Source organism: Psychrobacter sp. N25K4-3-2 (genome assembly GCF_015351755.1).
In the GTDB taxonomy this organism is placed as follows: domain Bacteria; phylum Pseudomonadota; class Gammaproteobacteria; order Pseudomonadales; family Moraxellaceae; genus Psychrobacter; species Psychrobacter glaciei.
The window spans coordinates 79212-97426 of sequence record NZ_JADKLX010000003.1; the positions used below are offsets into that span (position 1 = coordinate 79212).

General features: G+C 41.3%; 13 protein-coding genes. 6 read left to right on the forward strand and 7 right to left on the reverse strand.

Going from position 1 to position 18215, the window contains the following annotated elements:
- Positions 1 to 150: 150 nt before the first annotated feature.
- From yidC to rpmH, 4 genes are all read right to left on the reverse strand, one after another.
- On the reverse strand, positions 151 to 1848 hold the full coding sequence (gene yidC, locus IOD06_RS08250; RefSeq protein WP_194620522.1) for a membrane protein insertase YidC: 1698 nt from the start codon (positions 1846 to 1848) through the stop codon (positions 151 to 153).
- A gap of 219 nt (positions 1849 to 2067) precedes the next feature.
- The gene (yidD, locus tag IOD06_RS08255) at positions 2068 to 2442 is read right to left on the reverse strand and encodes a membrane protein insertion efficiency factor YidD (RefSeq protein WP_194620523.1); all 375 of its coding nucleotides are present in this window, start codon (positions 2440 to 2442) and stop codon (positions 2068 to 2070) included.
- Between the two features lies 1 nt (position 2443).
- A complete protein-coding gene (rnpA, locus tag IOD06_RS08260) occupies positions 2444 to 2815 on the reverse strand; it encodes a ribonuclease P protein component (protein ID WP_194620524.1) in 372 nt (123 codons plus the stop codon).
- A gap of 186 nt (positions 2816 to 3001) precedes the next feature.
- On the reverse strand, positions 3002 to 3136 hold the full coding sequence (gene rpmH, locus IOD06_RS08265; RefSeq protein ID WP_007394757.1) for a 50S ribosomal protein L34: 135 nt from the start codon (positions 3134 to 3136) through the stop codon (positions 3002 to 3004).
- Between the two features lie 578 nt (positions 3137 to 3714).
- Between rpmH and dnaA the strand changes: the two genes are divergently transcribed.
- The 5 genes from dnaA (at position 3715) to IOD06_RS08290 (ending at position 11989) form a co-directional block, all read left to right on the forward strand.
- A complete protein-coding gene (gene dnaA, locus IOD06_RS08270) occupies positions 3715 to 5160 on the forward strand; it encodes a chromosomal replication initiator protein DnaA (protein WP_194620525.1) in 1446 nt (481 codons plus the stop codon).
- Between the two features lie 205 nt (positions 5161 to 5365).
- Positions 5366 to 6541 carry a DNA polymerase III subunit beta gene (gene dnaN, locus IOD06_RS08275; protein WP_010197155.1) on the forward strand — a complete coding sequence of 392 codons (1176 nt, stop codon included), beginning with the start codon at positions 5366 to 5368 and terminating at the stop codon, positions 6539 to 6541.
- A 196-nt stretch (positions 6542 to 6737) separates the two neighbouring features.
- Complete coding sequence (locus IOD06_RS08280; protein WP_194620526.1) at positions 6738 to 7952, forward strand: DNA replication/repair protein RecF; 1215 nt, start codon at positions 6738 to 6740, stop codon at positions 7950 to 7952.
- A gap of 500 nt (positions 7953 to 8452) precedes the next feature.
- The gene (gyrB, locus tag IOD06_RS08285; protein ID WP_227669968.1) at positions 8453 to 11098 is read left to right on the forward strand and encodes a DNA topoisomerase (ATP-hydrolyzing) subunit B; all 2646 of its coding nucleotides are present in this window, start codon (positions 8453 to 8455) and stop codon (positions 11096 to 11098) included.
- Between the two features lie 264 nt (positions 11099 to 11362).
- A complete protein-coding gene (locus IOD06_RS08290; RefSeq protein ID WP_194620527.1) occupies positions 11363 to 11989 on the forward strand; it encodes a manganese efflux pump in 627 nt (208 codons plus the stop codon).
- A 129-nt stretch (positions 11990 to 12118) separates the two neighbouring features.
- On the opposite strand, the gene rlmF is transcribed toward IOD06_RS08290, so the two are convergent.
- Complete coding sequence (rlmF, locus tag IOD06_RS08295; protein ID WP_194620528.1) at positions 12119 to 13156, reverse strand: 23S rRNA (adenine(1618)-N(6))-methyltransferase RlmF; 1038 nt, start codon at positions 13154 to 13156, stop codon at positions 12119 to 12121.
- A gap of 65 nt (positions 13157 to 13221) precedes the next feature.
- Entirely contained in the window at positions 13222 to 13920 is a 699-nt protein-coding gene (locus tag IOD06_RS08300; RefSeq protein ID WP_194620529.1) for a LysE family translocator, read from the reverse strand.
- Between the two features lie 215 nt (positions 13921 to 14135).
- Here IOD06_RS08300 and IOD06_RS08305 point away from each other — a divergent pair, with 215 nt between their 5' ends.
- Entirely contained in the window at positions 14136 to 14939 is an 804-nt protein-coding gene (locus IOD06_RS08305) for a crotonase/enoyl-CoA hydratase family protein (RefSeq protein WP_194620530.1), read from the forward strand.
- A 49-nt stretch (positions 14940 to 14988) separates the two neighbouring features.
- Here the strand turns inward: IOD06_RS08305 and IOD06_RS08310 are convergent, their stop codons facing one another.
- Positions 14989 to 17982, reverse strand: a complete 2994-nt coding sequence (locus IOD06_RS08310) for a DEAD/DEAH box helicase family protein (RefSeq protein ID WP_320157430.1) — start codon at positions 17980 to 17982, stop codon at positions 14989 to 14991.
- Positions 17983 to 18215 lie beyond the last annotated feature (233 nt).

Consider the following 18215-nt stretch of genomic DNA (forward strand, 5'->3'; position numbering starts at 1 on the left):
CGGCTAAAAGCATGCTGACAAAGCAATCTTTACATAGCGGTATTTTGCACTTTTTAGCGCGTGCCAATATAAGCAAATACTAGGTTTGACGCATAAAAAAACCACCGCTTATGCGATGGTTTTTTTATTATAGAGCTAACTACTTGTCGATTAGTCGAGCACTTTAACCGTACGGCGCTTTTGCTCTTCGTCAACTTTCTTATTAACGATATATTGCTGAGTCATACTAAACAAGTTGTTCACTGTCCAGTATAAAACCAGACCCGCTGGGAAGAACAGCATGAATGCAGTAAAGATAATCGGTAAGAATTTCATTACCTTTGCTTGCATTGGGTCAGCGGGCTGCGGATTAAGCTGTTGCTGTACAAACATCGATGCGCCCATTAGCAATGGCAAAATAAACCATGGATCCATCGCTGATAGATCTTGAATCCATAGGATCCACGGGGCATGACGCAACTCAACACTTTCAACCAGTACCCAATAGAGTGCTAAGAAAATCGGCATCTGCATCAAGATAGGCAGACAACCCGCCATCGGATTGACTTTCTCTTCTTTATAAATCGCCATCATTTCTTGCGACATCTTCATGCGATCATCGCCATGCTCTTCTTTGAGCACTTTAAGTCGCGGTGCAATGGCACGCATCTTCGCCATTGAGTAGTAGCTCTTGTTTGAGAACCACATGAGAGCAATTTTAACCAAGATAGTCAGTACAATAATTGACCAACCCCAGTTGCCGATTACCTTATGAATGCCGTCCAAGATAGCAAATAAGATCTTCGATATTGGCCATAACAGACCATAATCGACCGTTTTGTTCAAGCCAACTGCCACGTCTTTAAGCTCAGACTGTACTTTCGGCCCAGCATATAACGTTGCATTTAGTGTGACTTGCTTGTTCGGTGCAACATTAACTGGCTGACTGTTAAAGCCGATAAAGTATTCATCAGCGGTTTCACGACTGAAGAACTTACCCGTGAAATTTTCAGGCGTCCATGCAGAGACAAAATAATGCTGCACGATGCCGACCCAGCCTTTATCACTGGTTGTCGTTAACTCACCATCACTAAAGTTACCGAACTTCAGCTTATTATAAGGATCATCAGGTGTGCCCCAAGCGCCGCCCAAATACGTCGCCATGCTTAGCGCGCCTTTATCAGACATCCCAGGATCTTTACTATCATCACGTTTTAACTGCGCAAACATCTGTCCTTGCCACGCTGCGGCAGAGGCATTTTGAATTTGATAACTGATATCAATCGGATATTTGTCTTGCGTAAAGGTAAAGGTCTTGGTAATCGTCACGCCATCTTTTTTATAAGTAAGCGGTACAGACAACGTTTGTTGCCCTTTTTCCATTACATAGTTATTAGCAGTATGGCTATAATTGGCACGACCTTCTGCGGTATCAATACCGTCTTGACCAATCAGACCAGACTGAGCCACGTAAACGCGATTGCTATTATTTTCCAATAGTACAAAAGGCGTCTCGCTATCGAGCGTCGCGTCATACTGCTTGAGAGCAGCATAAACGATATCACCGCCTTCTGGATTGATTTTTATATCATAGCGATCGGTAGTAACTGTAATCAAACCAGCATCTTTCGCCGGAGTAGCCGTCACAGCGCCGTTAACAGCAGTCGCGTTATCCACAGGTAGTGTCTGTACCGGAATATCACCTGCTGCGCCAGTCGTAGATGGAATGTCAGCACCTACTGACGTTGCAGCTTCTGGTACCGTGTCTACAGCTGGTGCATCGGCATAATCATCTCGCCATGCCAAAATCAGCAGATAAGCGGTGATTAGCATCGCAATGATGATCATCACCCGAAATATCTTTTGCATAAACCTTTCCTAGATTAAAAAATTAGGGAATGAAAAATTAGGGCATGTGTCATGAACACAAAGCACCGTTATCTATTATCGCCATGACAACAGTATTGGCAGTCATTTACATAAAATGTGCATCATTTTACTAAAAATCCACCTCGAATGATACCAAGAGTGTGGATAACTTGTGGGTAACTCTGAAGACCTAACAAAACAGCCAGTCGAGCACCTATTTTAGGTGGTCTTCAGCAAATAGTTTAAGCGGCTCACATAACTCTTATCGTCTCGACACACCCCAAAGCCAGAGTTTTTAGAATTGCCCAACTTAGTAGAGGGCAAATACTGGTAATTATAAGCTGCTAAGGGCAGAGGCACAAAATCAATACCATGGCCACCTAATGGGTGACAGCGCCCAATGCGTTTTAACAACAGCCAACTGCCTCTTCTCACTCCATGCCACGCTAAAGCTTGTTTGCCATAATTAGAACACGTTGGATAATATCGGCAACGGGCAGGAATAATTGGGCTTATCATTTTTTGATAAATAACAATAATGTAATAAAAAAAACAATATAACAAAAATTTTATTTTTTTATGAATCAAATTCATTTTATTTTTTTTCTATTTTTTTTAAAATATTAATTATTTCATTTTTTAATTCTTTGTTATCTAATTCTTTAATTGATTTTTTGACAATAAAAACAATATCTTTATTTTCTAACATTGAAGACTTTACGCGAAACTGCTCACGTATTTGACGTTTTATTAAATTTCGAGCGACCGCAGTAGGTACTTTACGCTTGGTAATCGCCATACCGACTCGCGGCTGCTCATGCGTATTGGTGCGTACAAAAGCCATGAGATGGCTTTGGTGTAGCTTACGCTCAGGAGCGTCAAACACTTCACGGAAAGCCGCAGGCGTTAGCAGGCGTTGCGCTTTGGTGAAGCGGGCAGTCGATGTAGCTGGAACAGTAGTGGACATATTACAACCTAGTATAAGAGCTGGTGACAATATCAGAAATAACCATAAAATATAGAGACAAAAAAAGCGCCTATTTGGGCGCTTTTGATATACGGCTACGTGTCAGTTGTGATGATTGACTATCGCAATCTATAAACAATAGAAACACAACAAGCACTATTAGCCATGCTTATCGTTATCTAGTAATTATACAGTAAGACGATGACGTCCTTTAGCGCGGCGACGAGCTAAGACCTGACGGCCTTTTTTAGTTGCCATACGAGCACGGAAACCGTGAGTACGTTTACGCTTGATCACGCTTGGTTGGAATGTACGTTTCATAACTCACCTATCAAAATAATGGACTAAATTCGTAATAACGGAGGATTATACCATTGCATTGTATTTTGGTCAATAAACTAATTTTTTGTTGTCAACGTGATGATTAAATTCTTTCAACTGACTGCAGAATTCCATTAATTTATTAGTCACTGACTGGTTAATCTCAGTTTTAATTTCATAAAGTTATCCACAGAAATCGTCGTGCTCTATAATAATTAATGATTAATATATATAAGTATTGTTGTTATTGGGAGCACGATTATCTGGGGTTAAGTCTTATTTATCCTTTATTATCAAAATATTAGGCTATGGGTAAACCTGTGGATAACCTGTGGGTGAAATATGGATAACTTGGGCTTTTGACTTATCCACAAAACTATCCACAGTCTTATCCACAAAAAACAGGATGTTATCCACAGGGTATTTGTGTTAGATTAGCCCCCTGCTTGATATATGATTTTGGCGTATTCTCTAATGGTTTTTTTGAGATAGTACTCAGCGACAATATCGGATGCTGGTCGACCAATTATGCCGTTTAGGCACCTTTATTATTTTGGATTATGGGGTTATTGTTTTTCATGATAGATACAGCAACTATTTGGGATAAATGTCTAAACGACCTACGTTATAACGTCAAAGATAATGTATTTACTATGTGGTTAAGACCTTTGTCAGCTCATCAAGAAGCACAAACGCTGATCATTCTTGCGCCTAACGATTATTTTGTGACGTATATCAAAAAAAACCATCTGCAAGATATCCAGCAACTGGTGGCTAAGCACAGTCAAGGTGTCATCGAAGAAGTGATCGTGCGGGTCGACAATGCGGGTCGAGAGTCAGACGCAAATAATCAGTCACAATCAGGTTCGCTATTTGAAGAGGACAAACCCTCCCCTACCCCTGCCGAACACAAATTTGAATCTATACATCAGAATAATGCGCGTGCAGATATCGATGCCAACATGCGTCAAGCTGCCCTAGTAGACTCTGCTGATGCCAAATCTTTGAGCTATCTAAACCCTGACTTTACCTTTGAGACCTTTGTTACTGGTAAGTCTAATAATCTGGCGTATAAAGCTTGTTATGAGCTTGGTAAACGCCAGTCAAAAAACCGTCATAATCCTTTATTTATATATGGCCCTTCAGGATTGGGAAAAACGCATTTAATGCATTCAGTAGCACATCGCTATTTAAAAAATAATCAAAGTTTTTATTATTTCACTTCTGAAAAATTTATTAATCAATTGGTTTATTCATTAAGAAACAATAAAATAGAAGATTTTAAAAAGAAAATAAAAAAAGTAGATTTATTAATTGTAGATGATATTCATGTCTTAGCAGGAAAGACTAAAAGTAGTAATGAGTTTTTAACGTTATTTGCAGATTTTACCAGTGGTGACAAGCAACTGATTTTGGCATCAGATCGTCATCCCTCGCAAATGACAGAGTTTGATGAACGTTTTAGATCCCGTTTTTCTTGGGGTTTGACGGTGGCTGTTGATCCGCCTGAGATTGATACACGAGTACAAATATTACAGAAAAAAGCGGCATCACATGGTATGACACTGCCTAAAGAATGCGCATTATTCATCGCTCAAAATGTGGTTTCAAATGTTCGCCGTTTAGAAGGTGCTCTAAATCAAGTATTTGCCAATGCTAATTTGACAGGTGCACAGATTACTCTCGAAATGGTGCAATATGCGTTGAAAGATATCGTCGCAATGCGTGTTCAAGCCGTGAATATGGATAATATTCGTAAAGTGGTCGCTGAGTACTATGATGTGACTATCAAAGATATGATGGGCCGTAAGCGCACGCGTAGTATTGCTAGACCACGCCAAATAGCCATGGCATTATCACGTGAATTGACTAGCGATAGCTTTCCGGAGATTGGACAGTCTTTTGGCGGTCGCGATCATACGACGGTGATGCATGCTTGTGATAAAGTTAATGAGCTGCGCGCCGCCGATCCTGCGTTCGATAAGGATTACAAGACACTCGCGCTGATGTTACAAGCAGGTTAAAGGCGTATGCAGTCGCTAAATTTAAGGTGTGGCTGCACTATTTTTAGGCTGTGGTTACACTATATTTTAGTCGGCTGATATGGTTTATAATATTGCGAGTGTCAACAGATAGATACCTTATGGATTATCGTCAGTAGACAAGGTATTATTGAGTCATTATTTTACATTTATATAAAAAGAATCATTCAAATAAGAGTAACCAAGCATGCAATTATCGATTAATCGAGAGTCGTTACTAAAAGCTATTAACCTGATCGCCAAAGCCGCTGACAAACGCCACAATATGGTTATCTTGGGTAATATCAAGCTACAGTTGTCTGAGTCAGCGCTTATTTTGACCGCTTCTGATTTAGAGGTAGAGCTGACATCGACGTTGAAATTGCCTGCTGGTGCTTGTGTGGAAGCAGGTACAACCACCTTACCAGCGACCAAGCTGAGAGATATCTGCAAATCTTTACCAGCACAAGCACAAGTCAGTCTTGCCACCCAAGAGAACGAGCGCTGCTTGCTGACCAGTGGTAAGAGCCGTTTTACCTTGGGTACATTGCCTAGCGAAGATTATCCAAGCTTGGGTAATCCTGAAAACATCACACCGTTGACCATCAGCCGTAGCCGTCTTACTGATTTGATTCATAAAACTCAGTTTGCTATGGCGATTCAAGATGTCCGTTATTATTTAACCGGTATGTTGTTCGATGTTTCACAGCAGCAGCTAACCACCGTTGCGACTGACGGACATAGACTGGCATTGGCGCGTAGTGTCATTGATGTGAGTGCAGATTTGAACATGCAAGCCATCCTGCCGCGCAAAGCGGTGATCGAGCTTGAGCGTTTGGCCTCTGAGCTTGGTAAAATGCTAGGTGATCAAGATAACGCAGTAACGCTAAGTTTCGGTCGCGAGTTTTTGCAAGTAAGCTTGCCATTCGGTGAGGTGGATAGTGCAGGGCAGGTGAGTGATAATCTAATGGTTACCTTTACTGCGCGTTTGATCGACGGTAAGTTCCCTGACTATCGCCGTGTCATGCCAAGCAATACCGATAAATTGGCCCTGTTTAATCAAGAGAAAATGACGGATGTGCTGCGCCGCGTCGCGATTTTAAGTAACGAAAAATCACGTGGCGTGGTGTTTAATTTCGCCAGCGACGGTATGGTAGAAGTACGCGCTAATAACGCTGAGCAAGATGAAGCAGTTGAGATGATACAAGCTAAGTATCAAGGGGAGCCGATGGAGCTGTCCTTTAATGCCGCCTATCTGCAAGATGTGCTAGGTGTTATCCAAGGGGATCTGCAAATGCATATGAGCCAATCTAATGCCTCAGTGCTAGTGAATCAGCTGAATGATGAATTCCATCAATATGTCATTATGCCAATGCGTATATAGTGTTTTTAGTTTTGTAGAAAGCTGTACAGTTAGACCGTGGCACTTGTCCTGTTAGACTGTGTCGCTATCTTTATAGCGTTGTTTTAAAGACTATTTTTACATTCAAAACTAATATCTGCAATCTCGAAAAATCTTTAATTAATTAAACTTTTGCCTGCTAAAATGTAGGTGGCGAAAATAGGCGGCTGTCGACATTATGATTGAACGTCTACAAATCTCACACCTACGTAACCTCAGCCAAGTCACTCTACCTGCCACTGCTTGCAACGTCATTATCGGCGCGAATGGTAGTGGCAAAACCTCGCTATTAGAAGCGATATTCTTGTTATCAAGAGGTAAGAGCTTTCGTCATCATCAGCCCAAACGCTATATTCAGCATCATCAAGACAACGCGACGGTACATGCTAAGCTCAGTGATAGCAGTACTTTAGCGATTCAAAAGCAAGCCGATGCGACGACGATACTACGTCTTAATCAAACCACGGTCTACAATCAAAGCATCTTAACCGAACAGCTCCCCACACTATTGATAGATCCCTCTACGATGGACATGTTAGAGCAGGGCAGTGCCAGTCGTCGGCAGCTGTTAGATTGGTTGGTGTTTCACATGAAACAAGGCTTTCATCCGCAGTGGGTGGCTTATCAACGCCTGTTAAAACAGCGCAATAGTTTGCTAAAAAAATCGCGTCATTTGACCCAAGTTCAACTCGCTGAGCTAAAAGCATGGGACAAAGGTCTGAGCAATCATGCCGCACTTATCCACCACTATCGAGAACGAATATTTAGTGAATGGCAGCCTTACTTTGCTCAAAGCATTGCTCAGTTATTGCCTACTTATGCGGAGCAATTAAGCTTGAGCTATAGCGCCGGTTACGACACCAATGTTGCGCTCGATGTGCAGCTTAATGAACGCTTAGAGCAGGATTTGCAGCTGGGCTATACCCGTATCGGTAACCACCGTGCCGATATTCATGTCCATTGGCGCTCTAGCGAGCCGCTAGCAATGCATGAAGGGCAGGAAGCTAAAAGCACGACAATAGAAGGCGATATGCACACGAAATTACCCGTTCTAAAAGAACAGGCCGCAAATGTGTTGTCGCGTGGTGAAAAGAAACTATTGATCACCGCATTGCGCTTATCACAGTTGCCGCTGCTACTTAATACTGAAAAAGGTGCTGATACCTCTAATAATGATTTTGAATCACGAGTGATACCCGTGGTACTGTTAGACGATATCACCGCAGAGCTGGATGATAGGGCGATTGAGATTTTATTGTCAACGCTAGCACAGCTGCCTTGTCAGGTATTTATGACCAGTTTAACCGAGGATATCGTGCCGCTAGTCAATAAATTCTGGTCAGAACCTAATATGTTTCATGTGAAACAAGGTCAAATCTCATCTGACCAATAGCAATTATTTTTGACATTATTGCCTCCTTGCTTTGTCGTCAACTCTGCATTTGACCTATAAATTCCACCCTTATTCCAACATAATTTTCACTATCCTAAAATACTTGACGAATAGTGATAAAACTGCCAGTAAACAGTGACTTAGAAGGGAAAAAATGCTAAAATGGGGCTTTATTTTTGTCCTATTCTCAGCAAGTTATCTTATGGCGTGATATAGAGTTTTTTTATTATCTATAAAATTCTAAGTGGCTGATAAACATGCGTTTTATTTATTTTACTTGGCTTCAATAATGTTCAAAAAAACAGAAGCTAGTATTAAAAAACTGAGCGCTAATTTTATGTCTTTAAAGACACGCCACAAAGTTGTAGCTAACGCTATTTAGCTACTAATACGCATGAAAGACTTTGACCATAAAACGTTAAGTCTAAGATAACATCGTGAGGCGTCACCGTAATGGTGCGCCCGTGATGGGCTGATGATGGCTAGATTAAGGAATGCACATGAGTGATTCATTACCTACCGATTACGAGCAATTGACAGCCGATACGACAGTTTCAGATGCTACAGTTTCAGATACTGTCGTTGACACGATTGTCCCTGCCGCCGTTCCTGAGAGTTTACCTTCTGATTATAGCTCCAAAGATATCCGTGTCTTACGCGGTCTAGAAGCCGTGCGCGTGCGTCCTGGGATGTATATCGGTGATACCGATGACGGTACTGGCTTGCATCATATGGTCTTTGAGGTAGTGGATAACTCTATCGATGAAGCGTTGGCCGGTCATTGTGATCAGATCGATATCGTCATTCACGAAGATGAATCGGTCAGTGTCATGGATAATGGTCGCGGTGTCCCTGTCGATATCCATCCAGAAGAGGGTGTGTCAGCGGCGCAGGTTATTATGACTGTCCTGCATGCAGGCGGTAAGTTCGATGATAACAGCTATAAAGTCTCAGGCGGTCTGCATGGTGTCGGCGTTTCGGTCGTTAACGCCTTATCTAAAAAGCTGGAAATGAATATCTGGCGTGAAGGCTATCACTACCATCAGACTTATACCGATGGCGTGCCTGATGCTGACATTCAGCAAATGGAAGCAACTGATAAAACCGGTACTCAAATCCGCTTTTACCCTAGTAACGACGTATTTACTGGCACTATCTTCGAATATGATATTTTAGCCAAGCGTTTACGTGAGCTGTCGTTTTTGAACTCAGGTGTACGCATCGTCTTGACCGATGAGCGTATCGATAAGCGTCATGAGTTTGAACATAAAGGCGGATTGTCCGAGTTTGTCAGCTATATCAATGCGGGCAAAGATGGCGTCAACGAAGTCTTCCATTTTGATAGTGAGCAAGACGACGGCATCAGTGTCGAAGTGGCACTGCAATGGACAGATACTTATAACGAAAAAGTATTGTGCTTTACCAACAACATCCCGCAGCGCGATGGTGGTACGCATTTATCAGGCTTTCGTTCAGCATTGACCCGTTGTCTAAACAGTTATATGGATCGTGAAAACTTATTTAAAAAAGAGAAAGTGACCGCGACGGGCGACGATGCGCGTGAAGGACTAACGGCGATTGTCTCGGTCAAAGTGCCTGATCCAAAATTCTCCAGTCAAACCAAAGATAAGCTGGTCTCAAGCGAAGTAAAATCTGCTGTTGAATCGGCAATGCACGACAAATTCAACGACTTTTTGTTAGAGAATCCAACGGCTAGTAAAGCCATTGCAAATAAAATCATCGATGCAGCACGAGCGCGTGACGCAGCTCGTAAAGCGCGTGAAATGACGCGTCGTAAGACTACTTTGGATATCGCAGGTTTGCCTGGTAAGTTGGCCGATTGCCAAGAAAAAGATCCAGCGCTTTCAGAACTATATATCGTGGAGGGTGACTCTGCAGGTGGTTCAGCGAAGCAAGGTCGTAGCCGTAAGACCCAAGCGATTTTGCCACTAAAAGGTAAAATTCTAAACGTTGAGCGTGCGCGTTTTGACAAAATGCTATCGTCTGCGGAAGTGGGTAACCTAATTACTGCGCTTGGCTGTGGTATCGGCCCTGATGAATATAATCCTGATAAAGTACGCTATCATAAAATCATCATCATGACCGATGCCGACGTTGACGGCTCGCACATTCGTACCTTGCTGTTGACCTTCTTCTTCCGTCAAACGCCAGAGCTGATCGAGCGTGGTTATATTTATATCGCTCAGCCACCACTATATAAAGTAAAAAAAGGTCGTCAAGAGCTGTATCTAAAAGATGATGAAGCGCTTAAAGCGTATCTACTGTCATCTACAATTGATAATACCAAGCTACACATCAGTGAAGATGCACCTGCGATTACTGGGCAAGCGTTAGAGACGCTATTGAATGATTATAACCAAACGCAGCTGATTAAAGCCCGTTTGCAAATTCGTTTTCCAGCGGTGATTTTGGATGCTTTAACGCATACGCCGAAGCTTAGCACTGACATGACTTACGATAAGTCTGCTATGCAAGGGTGGCAAGAGACTATGCAAACTCAGCTTGAGCACTTCGGTAGTGATCTGAGCCCTGAGATTGAATTGATTAATATTCATGCGCCACAACCGAAAAATATGGATGCAGCCGCTGCAGACTTATTGGGTATGAAACCTGCCGTAGCAGCTGAAGATGGCGACACTTCTGATGGTGAAGCGTTATCGGCTAAAGCGCAATGGTTACCTCGCATTACGGTTTATGTGCATCAATTGGCCCATCATTATCTGCTAGATGCAAGCTTTATCAATTCAGGCGAATATACCAAGTTGCTACGCTTATCGGCGGAATGGAACACTTTGCTTGAGGATAGCGCGTTTATCCGCCGCGAGAATACTACGGGTGCTAGCAAAGATATCCCAGTCCGTGACTTTGATTATCTCTGGCAGCAGATGATGCTTGATGCGCGTCGTGGTCTAGCCATCCAGCGCTACAAAGGGCTAGGGGAGATGAACGCCGATCAGCTGTGGGATACGACGATGGACCCTGAAAACCGTCGTATGCTACGTGTTACTATTGAAGATGCCATCGCCGCGGATCATATGTTTACCTGCCTAATGGGCGATCATGTCGAGCCACGTCGTATCTTTATCGAAGAGAATGCGTTAACAGTCTCTAACCTAGATATTTAAATAGCATAATATTGTGACTCACTAAAAAACCACCGCTTTGGCAACCAAGGCGGTGGTTTTTTAATGTTAAGATTGTTTCACGTGAAACTTAATAAAAAATGATATCCTGCTGATATAAAATTTTCTCGCTCGCTGTGCGCTTCGCACTCTAGAGGCTTCGCAAAATTTATTTCAGCAGCATTGTCGTTTTTTTAAATTGAAACGACTATAAACCTTCATTAAACTGTCCCAGTTATAAATTATTAGCATAAGTGAAAAAATAAAATGATTGAAGTCGTGCTACTTGCTGTTGCTCTAGCCATGGATGCATTTGCCGTTGCGATTGGGTTGGGTGCTAAGTCGCAAAAACAGAGCAAGCAATATTTGCTGCGTTTAGCTGTCTATGCGGGCTTATATTTTGGTATTGCGCAGGGTATTATGCCGCTTATTGGCTATTTGTTAGGCGCGGCACTTTTAGGTTGGTTGGCTGCTGCTGCGCCTTGGATTGGCGGCATAATACTGATCGGTCTCGGTGGTAAAATGCTGTATGAGGTGTTTACTGGCGATGGGGAAGATGCGGTAGACAGTGCGCTTCATCTAAAAGCCCATGATATTGATACGGCTGGCGATGAAGTTGCAGTCATTCATACTGGCAACAACCATATCAATCATCGCACTATGCTTACGCTCGCAATTGCCACAAGCATCGATGCCATGGCGGCAGGGTTTACGCTTAACTTATTGGCGTTGAATGCTTGGTTGGCCTGTTTAATTATCGCTGTAGTCACTGCTGTATTTGGGCTGTTCGGTGTCTATTTAGGCTGGCGCTCTGGCACATGGTTAGAGGATAAAGCAGAGGCATTAGGTGGATTTGTACTGATTGCGATTGGGCTAAAGGTGATGTTTTTTTAGCTATCGTTAGACCTAAATAAAATCAATGTATTACTATCTCATTATTCTCAATAAAAAGCACCGCTCTGGGTTCCAGAGCGGTGCTTTTTTTGTTTCACGTGAAACTTTAAGAATTAAAAACGGTAGCTACTACTCTTCGTCAGTGTTAAAACGCCATGCCAATATACGGGTGTTTTTCTGCCCTTGGCTCATCTCAATAATGCGCATTTGTGTGACATCGAGCTGCTTTAGCAATAGCTGTAAAGGTTTTACGTTTTCAGACTTAGAGACTAAGCTAGTAAACCAGCCAACATGCTCAGCAAAGTCTTGGCTCTCTTTTATCATTTTGGTTAAAAAGGTAATCTCGCCGCCTTCACTCCATAGCTCTTTGTGCTGACCACCGAAGTTTAGGTTTTGTGCCGCATTGCCAGATTTCGTTGAGCTACGGCTTACTTGCTCGCTTTCGTTCTTACCACGATGTCTTTGCAAATTATGCTGCTTGCGGGTATTGGATTCCATCGCTTCTTCTAACGAGGCATGGAACGGAGGGTTACAAACGACCACATCGAAGTAATCTTGACGACCGATGATGCCTGCAAAAAACTTTTTGGAGTTAGGTTGCAGCTTAACTTTCACCGCGCCTTTTAGCTTCGGATTGGCATCACAAATCAATGCTGCGGTATTGACCGAAATAGGGTCGATATCGCTCGCGGTAAAGCGCCAACCATAGCTTTGACTACCGATAATCGGATAAATGGCGCTGGCACCCGTACCGATATCTAAAGCGTGGATTTCTTTGCCCGTTGGCGGGAGGTTATCGTCATTGGTATGACTGGTTTGCGCAAGTAAGTCGGCAACATAGTGAATGTAATCTGCGCGTCCCGGAATCGGTGGACACAAGTAACCTTCAGGAATGTCCCAAAACTTGACACCATAATAATGGGCTAGTAGCGCCTGATTAAGCACTCTTACCGCTTGATGATCAGAGAAGTTAATCGTTGGCTCGCCATTAGGATTGGTAATCGTATGCTTGGCAAGCTCTGGCAAGGCACGGGTCAATACCGCAAAGTCATAGCGACCTTGGTGCGGATTGCGCGGATGTAGCCGACCGAGTTTTTTAGCAGTCTCAGGCGATCTGTTTCTGTGATTGTTGGCGGTCGGGCGACGGTTCATAGGCTTACTGGTCATAGTATCGGGCTTTGATGTTTGAATATAATGCACCATTTTAGCAGATTTCGTAGGTAACGAAGGTCTTATCGGCTACGTAAGATAAGATTTAATCCCAATACAATCATCGCTGTACCCAAGACGCGGTCTATCCAATGCTCAAAGCGTTGAAAGCGGCGATGAATCGCAGGGATAGAAAGTAACATCACCACCGTGCTAAACCATGCCATCTGCAAGACCATCATCCATACGCCATAGATTGCTAACTGCCAAAGCGGGATATCTGGTGACAATACGAGGGTAAATATCGCCACGAAATACACTGGCGCTTTTGGGTTAAATACATTGCAAAAAAAGCCACGACGCAGAATGGCGAAAGTTGAGTCGCTATTAATAGAAGGTTTTTTGGTAGAAAGCAGCTGTGCTTGCTCGGTAGACTTAGTGTTTGAAGTATCAATGCCTACATTTTCTGAATCTGCTAAATCTAATGGTTTTTTCGGTTTGGCTTGAATACCTTGCCATCCGAGATAAATCAGATAGCTACCACCCAACCATTTAATAGCGGTCAATAGCGGCTGCGAATGGGCGATCACTGTTGCCAGTCCCAGCACCGAATAGATAATGTGTACAGCAAGACCCAAGGTAATGCCAATGCTACAAATCAAACCTGTGCGTCGGCCTTTTGCCAATGTCTGCTGTGATACCAAGACAAAATCAGGCCCTGGAGAGGCAGCAGCGAGTAGATGGACGCTAGTGATCAGCAAAAAACCGTGCCAAAATTCCATAAAATACTCTGAGTCATGTCTTAGTTTGAATAATAGTTGCACTTATAGCAAATCAGGTCAACTACTATTGATGTCAGCTATTCATCAACGCGAAAACGGTGCTTGCGTTGCAGAGGGCGTATGTCTATATTAAAAGTAAGTCGAATAAATCTTTAGCAACATTGATTTGGCATAGGGTGAACCCTGCAAACTAGCATTCTAAAAAGGACAAGACCATGACTATGGAAAATAATAACCGCACAGACAATCGAATTACCCAAGAAACAGACGGCCATATTTGCCTGATCGGGCTAAATCGCGCCGATAAACGCAACGCCTTTGACAGTCATATGATTGCGCAGTTATCTGAAGCGCTCACTCACTATGAAGAAGATGACAATTTACGCTGTGCCTTAATATTTGCTCATGGAGATCATTTTACCGCAGGTCTGGATTTGGTAGAGCTGCAAGACAAGCTAAACGACGGTGTGTTTGAGTTTGACGATAACCAAATCGACCCGTGGGGCATCAGTGGAAAATTGCGTACTAAGCCCGTAGTAGTGGCGGTAAAAGGCACTTGCTTTACTGTGGCTATCGAGCTGATGCTCAATAGTGATGTGGTCATCGCTAGTGATAACTGCAACTTTGCACAAATGGAAGTGCAGCGCGGCATCATGCCATTTGGCGGTGCGACGGTACGTTTTGTCGCAGCAGCAGGCTGGCAAAAAGCCATGCCGTATCTACTCACGGGTAAGGCATTCGATGCGCAAACGGCAGATAGACTGAATTTGGTCAGTGAAGTGGTGGCAAATGGGACTGAGTACGAGCGTGCATTGACACTGGCACAAGAGATTTGTAAAGCCGCGCCTTTGGGTGTGAGAGGGGCGCTATCATCCGCGCAAGATGCCAGTCGCAATGGCGCAGCAACGGCATTGGCCAATATTCATAGCTATCTGCCGCCGCTCTTTCATTCAGAAGATGCAAAAGAAGGCGTGATGGCGATGGTTGAAAGGCGAGCGGCTGAGTTTAAGGGGCGGTAACCTACTTTTTATTTATCGAGAAGTAGATATATTATTTTTATAGTGCCAATTAAGCACTTGAAATAACATTAAGCTTTATTCCAGTAATTTCATTAATGTATGTCTCAGCGTTGCCCAAAATTATAAGCTGTTCGTCTGAAACTTTACTTTTTGAGATTGCTGGTTGGATAATTGTCATATTAAATTCATAATATGCTAGCTTTGCGACCTTCTGCAAATAAAGTAAGTATTCTAGATCACCTTTATCTATTCGAGAAAGTTCATCTTTTGCTAACCTCTGAATTTCACGATAAATTAGTCTAGATATAAGCTTATCTACATCATTAATCCACTTGATACTTTTCGCTGCTTGACCTGCTACTTGATAAACATCATCAACTCTGGCCCCAGGATTTGATAGACCTTCCTTGTTTTTTGTACAATATTTTAAGTGAAAAAAGTCAATGTAAAGCACTCTGTCATTGTCATTTTTAATAGCAACGATATCTGCAATTTCACCACTGCCATCGTCATCAAAAACTAAGTCGTAAGAACCTTTTATCTTTTCTATAGTATTGTATTGAATAGAGCTACGAATCTTTTGTACTTTCTGAGACTCTGTAGATATATCTACGCCCTCCCAATTCCAGATTTTTATCTTATTTTTATCATATAGATATGCGTATTGTTCATTGGGGTAATAATGTTGGTCACCCTCAATGTAAGATGTATCTACCAATAATAATGTTGGTGGATGTTCAGAAAAGAAATCATTAAGAAATATAGGTGTCTTACCAAACTGAATATATAGATCATCTGAAGACTCAAACTTCGCTTCATCATTATTTAATGAAAACTTTATTTCGCTTCTATTCTCAGGTGTGCAAAGGTAGATAGAGATTTCTTTACCATCAGGAGTAGGTAGTAAAGCTGAATTTAATTCGCAGTTTACTAATTTTTCACTCCAATCAGTATTTCCTATAATTATTGTTTCTTGGTTCTTTCGAAGTAGTTCTACTGGCCAATCTATAGAAATTATAGGTAAATGAGGGAAACTTGAAAGAGTAGCATTGCGCATAGCAGTTTTAAGCACATGATTAGGATCTATACTTTCATCAAGAATTTTTTTACCAACATTCTTACACCATGTAAACCATTTATCTATAGAGTCGCTATCCATTGCCCAAATTTTACCTTTATATGAACAACCAATACTAGTTTCCTCACCGTTCTCAAAACCTTTGCCAAAAATATTCGATTTTACAGCTCTCTGTGCTTCGATATCAGGTATTTGTTCAGCTATATCTCTACCAGTATGCATAGTGTAGCGAACCCCTTTTTTATTTTTGTTAAGGCCTACATTTTGTAGGCGCAAACGTCTAAGTCCGTATAGTGCTCTAAATATTGGTTCCCCTCTGACTTGAATTGCTTTATTAGCAATCGACTTGACTATATATCTATTTAAAGTGCCTTTATTAGAAGTATGAAAAAATAGTAGGCTATTTTCTTTGTCATAATATAGGACATACAAATCCCAAATTTCGTCAAACAACTCTTTAGATTTAGTCCAGCCTACAGGGACATAGGTCTTTGTACTAAAGATAATAGTATCGTTCTCATCATTGACAGTATGTTCAAATATTTTAAAATGTTTCTCTCCTAGAGAGAAAATATTTTGAGGATTCCATGATTTCGAAGCTAATCTGTATATGGTCGTACTCATATTAGGTACTAAGCCTAAATTAAAGATATTTGTTGATTCTGAAAACTTTTCTTTAAATTCTTGATACATTTTTTCATCTTTAATTTTGTTTAAACTTACCTCGCTGATAATGTTATTCCAATCAGAATCTTCTACATACAATTTTGCAAGTTCTTTACTAACCCCAGTATTAGCGATATTAGCTATGAACTTAGCATTGCCTAGTTTGTTATTTGTTCTCGTAAATCTACCTATAAATTGAAGAGTTATATTTATACTTTTATGAACATCATGCATGGCAGATATTTTTAAGTTAGCAAGATCGAAGCCTTCACCCAGCATATCTACGCAAACAATTATCTTGTGACTTCCATTTTTGATAGCTTCTAATTTGGTCTTACTATTTTTGGTCTTACTATTTATTAATACAGGATATAGGTCTGTTTCACTCTCATATAATTTGAAAATCTCTTTCGCTCTTTTTATAGAAGAGGCTCTAGCCATAACCATATGGTCAAAGCCTAAGCTAATATCCTCTCTAAGAAGTTTGATTGCTTTTTCAGAAATGGCTTTATCGGATTTTTCCTGAGTAAATTCCTTTACTGAATGAAAATCAATTTCTTGAAAGTAACCATCTAATTGAGCTTTTTTAAGGGAATAATCGAAAATAATCCTGCCTTCTACTCTAATACCATCAGATCTAAAAGGTGTAGCCGTAAACTGAAAAACCTTTTTATCTAAAAAATGCGTTTTTATATTAACCCATGTTTTTGCTGCTATATGATGTGCTTCATCAACAATAAGATGTGTACATGCATTCAATAGAGTAGTTAGGCAACTAGCGGAAAAGTTAGAAAATACAGATGGCGTTGCTATGATGACGTTAGAACTTAATAATTCATCAATTTCCTCAAGCCTTTTAACGCCATGCGTTATTGTAGCAACGTGGGGATTTTCAAACTTATTATCAACTAACTCTAGCTTTCGCAAAAGGCCAAGGTTCAAAAATTTGTTTTTAATTTGAGTACGTAGCGCATCTGAAGGCACTATAACTAAAGTTAAAGGGAACTTTCCAGCCACTACTAACGATAAGATTGTTTCAGTTTTACCAGTACCTGTCGGCATGACAATAGTTGCAGATTCGTTATGGTCGGACTTTTCATATCCTAAACCTGCATGGATTGCTCCTATTTGTGGAGGTCTTAGTCCTTCAACCCCAGTGCTAAGATCCTCTTCCTTAAAAGCAAAAAAATTAATTTTCCAAGAATGCATTACGTCTTTGTAACTCTGAGTAGATTGATTAATTGGCTGCCAGTAAATGGAGTTTTCACCAACTTCTTTACATTTGACATCAGTGTTCACAGAATATCCTTTTTAATATTTACTAACTTAGATAGAAGCAATTGAATTTGACCTGAATTTTAGTTAAGTAGATTCATCATAATATAAATAATTTACTTACCAACTTAACTAATAAGTATTTGTTTACTAATTTAGCATAAAATGACTGAGCAAAATCTTAATATATTTATGAAAGATGCCCTAAAAAGCGTTTTAGCCCTGACATGAGAGCCGTAAAAAAATTGCAGTGCAAT

Coding starts and splice junctions, on each gene's coding strand:
- yidC (WP_194620522.1), bottom strand. CDS start 1,848: ATGCAAAAGATATTTCGGGTGATGATCATCATTGCGATGCTAATCACC.
- yidD (WP_194620523.1), bottom strand. CDS start 2,442: ATGAATTTGATTCATAAAAAAATAAAATTTTTGTTATATTGTTTTTTT.
- rnpA (WP_194620524.1), bottom strand. CDS start 2,815: ATGTCCACTACTGTTCCAGCTACATCGACTGCCCGCTTCACCAAAGCG.
- rpmH (WP_007394757.1), bottom strand. CDS start 3,136: ATGAAACGTACATTCCAACCAAGCGTGATCAAGCGTAAACGTACTCAC.
- dnaA (WP_194620525.1), top strand. CDS start 3,715: ATGATAGATACAGCAACTATTTGGGATAAATGTCTAAACGACCTACGT.
- dnaN (WP_010197155.1), top strand. CDS start 5,366: ATGCAATTATCGATTAATCGAGAGTCGTTACTAAAAGCTATTAACCTG.
- IOD06_RS08280 (WP_194620526.1), top strand. CDS start 6,738: ATGATTGAACGTCTACAAATCTCACACCTACGTAACCTCAGCCAAGTC.
- gyrB (WP_227669968.1), top strand. CDS start 8,453: ATGAGTGATTCATTACCTACCGATTACGAGCAATTGACAGCCGATACG.
- IOD06_RS08290 (WP_194620527.1), top strand. CDS start 11,363: ATGATTGAAGTCGTGCTACTTGCTGTTGCTCTAGCCATGGATGCATTT.
- rlmF (WP_194620528.1), bottom strand. CDS start 13,156: ATGACCAGTAAGCCTATGAACCGTCGCCCGACCGCCAACAATCACAGA.
- IOD06_RS08300 (WP_194620529.1), bottom strand. CDS start 13,920: ATGGAATTTTGGCACGGTTTTTTGCTGATCACTAGCGTCCATCTACTC.
- IOD06_RS08305 (WP_194620530.1), top strand. CDS start 14,136: ATGACTATGGAAAATAATAACCGCACAGACAATCGAATTACCCAAGAA.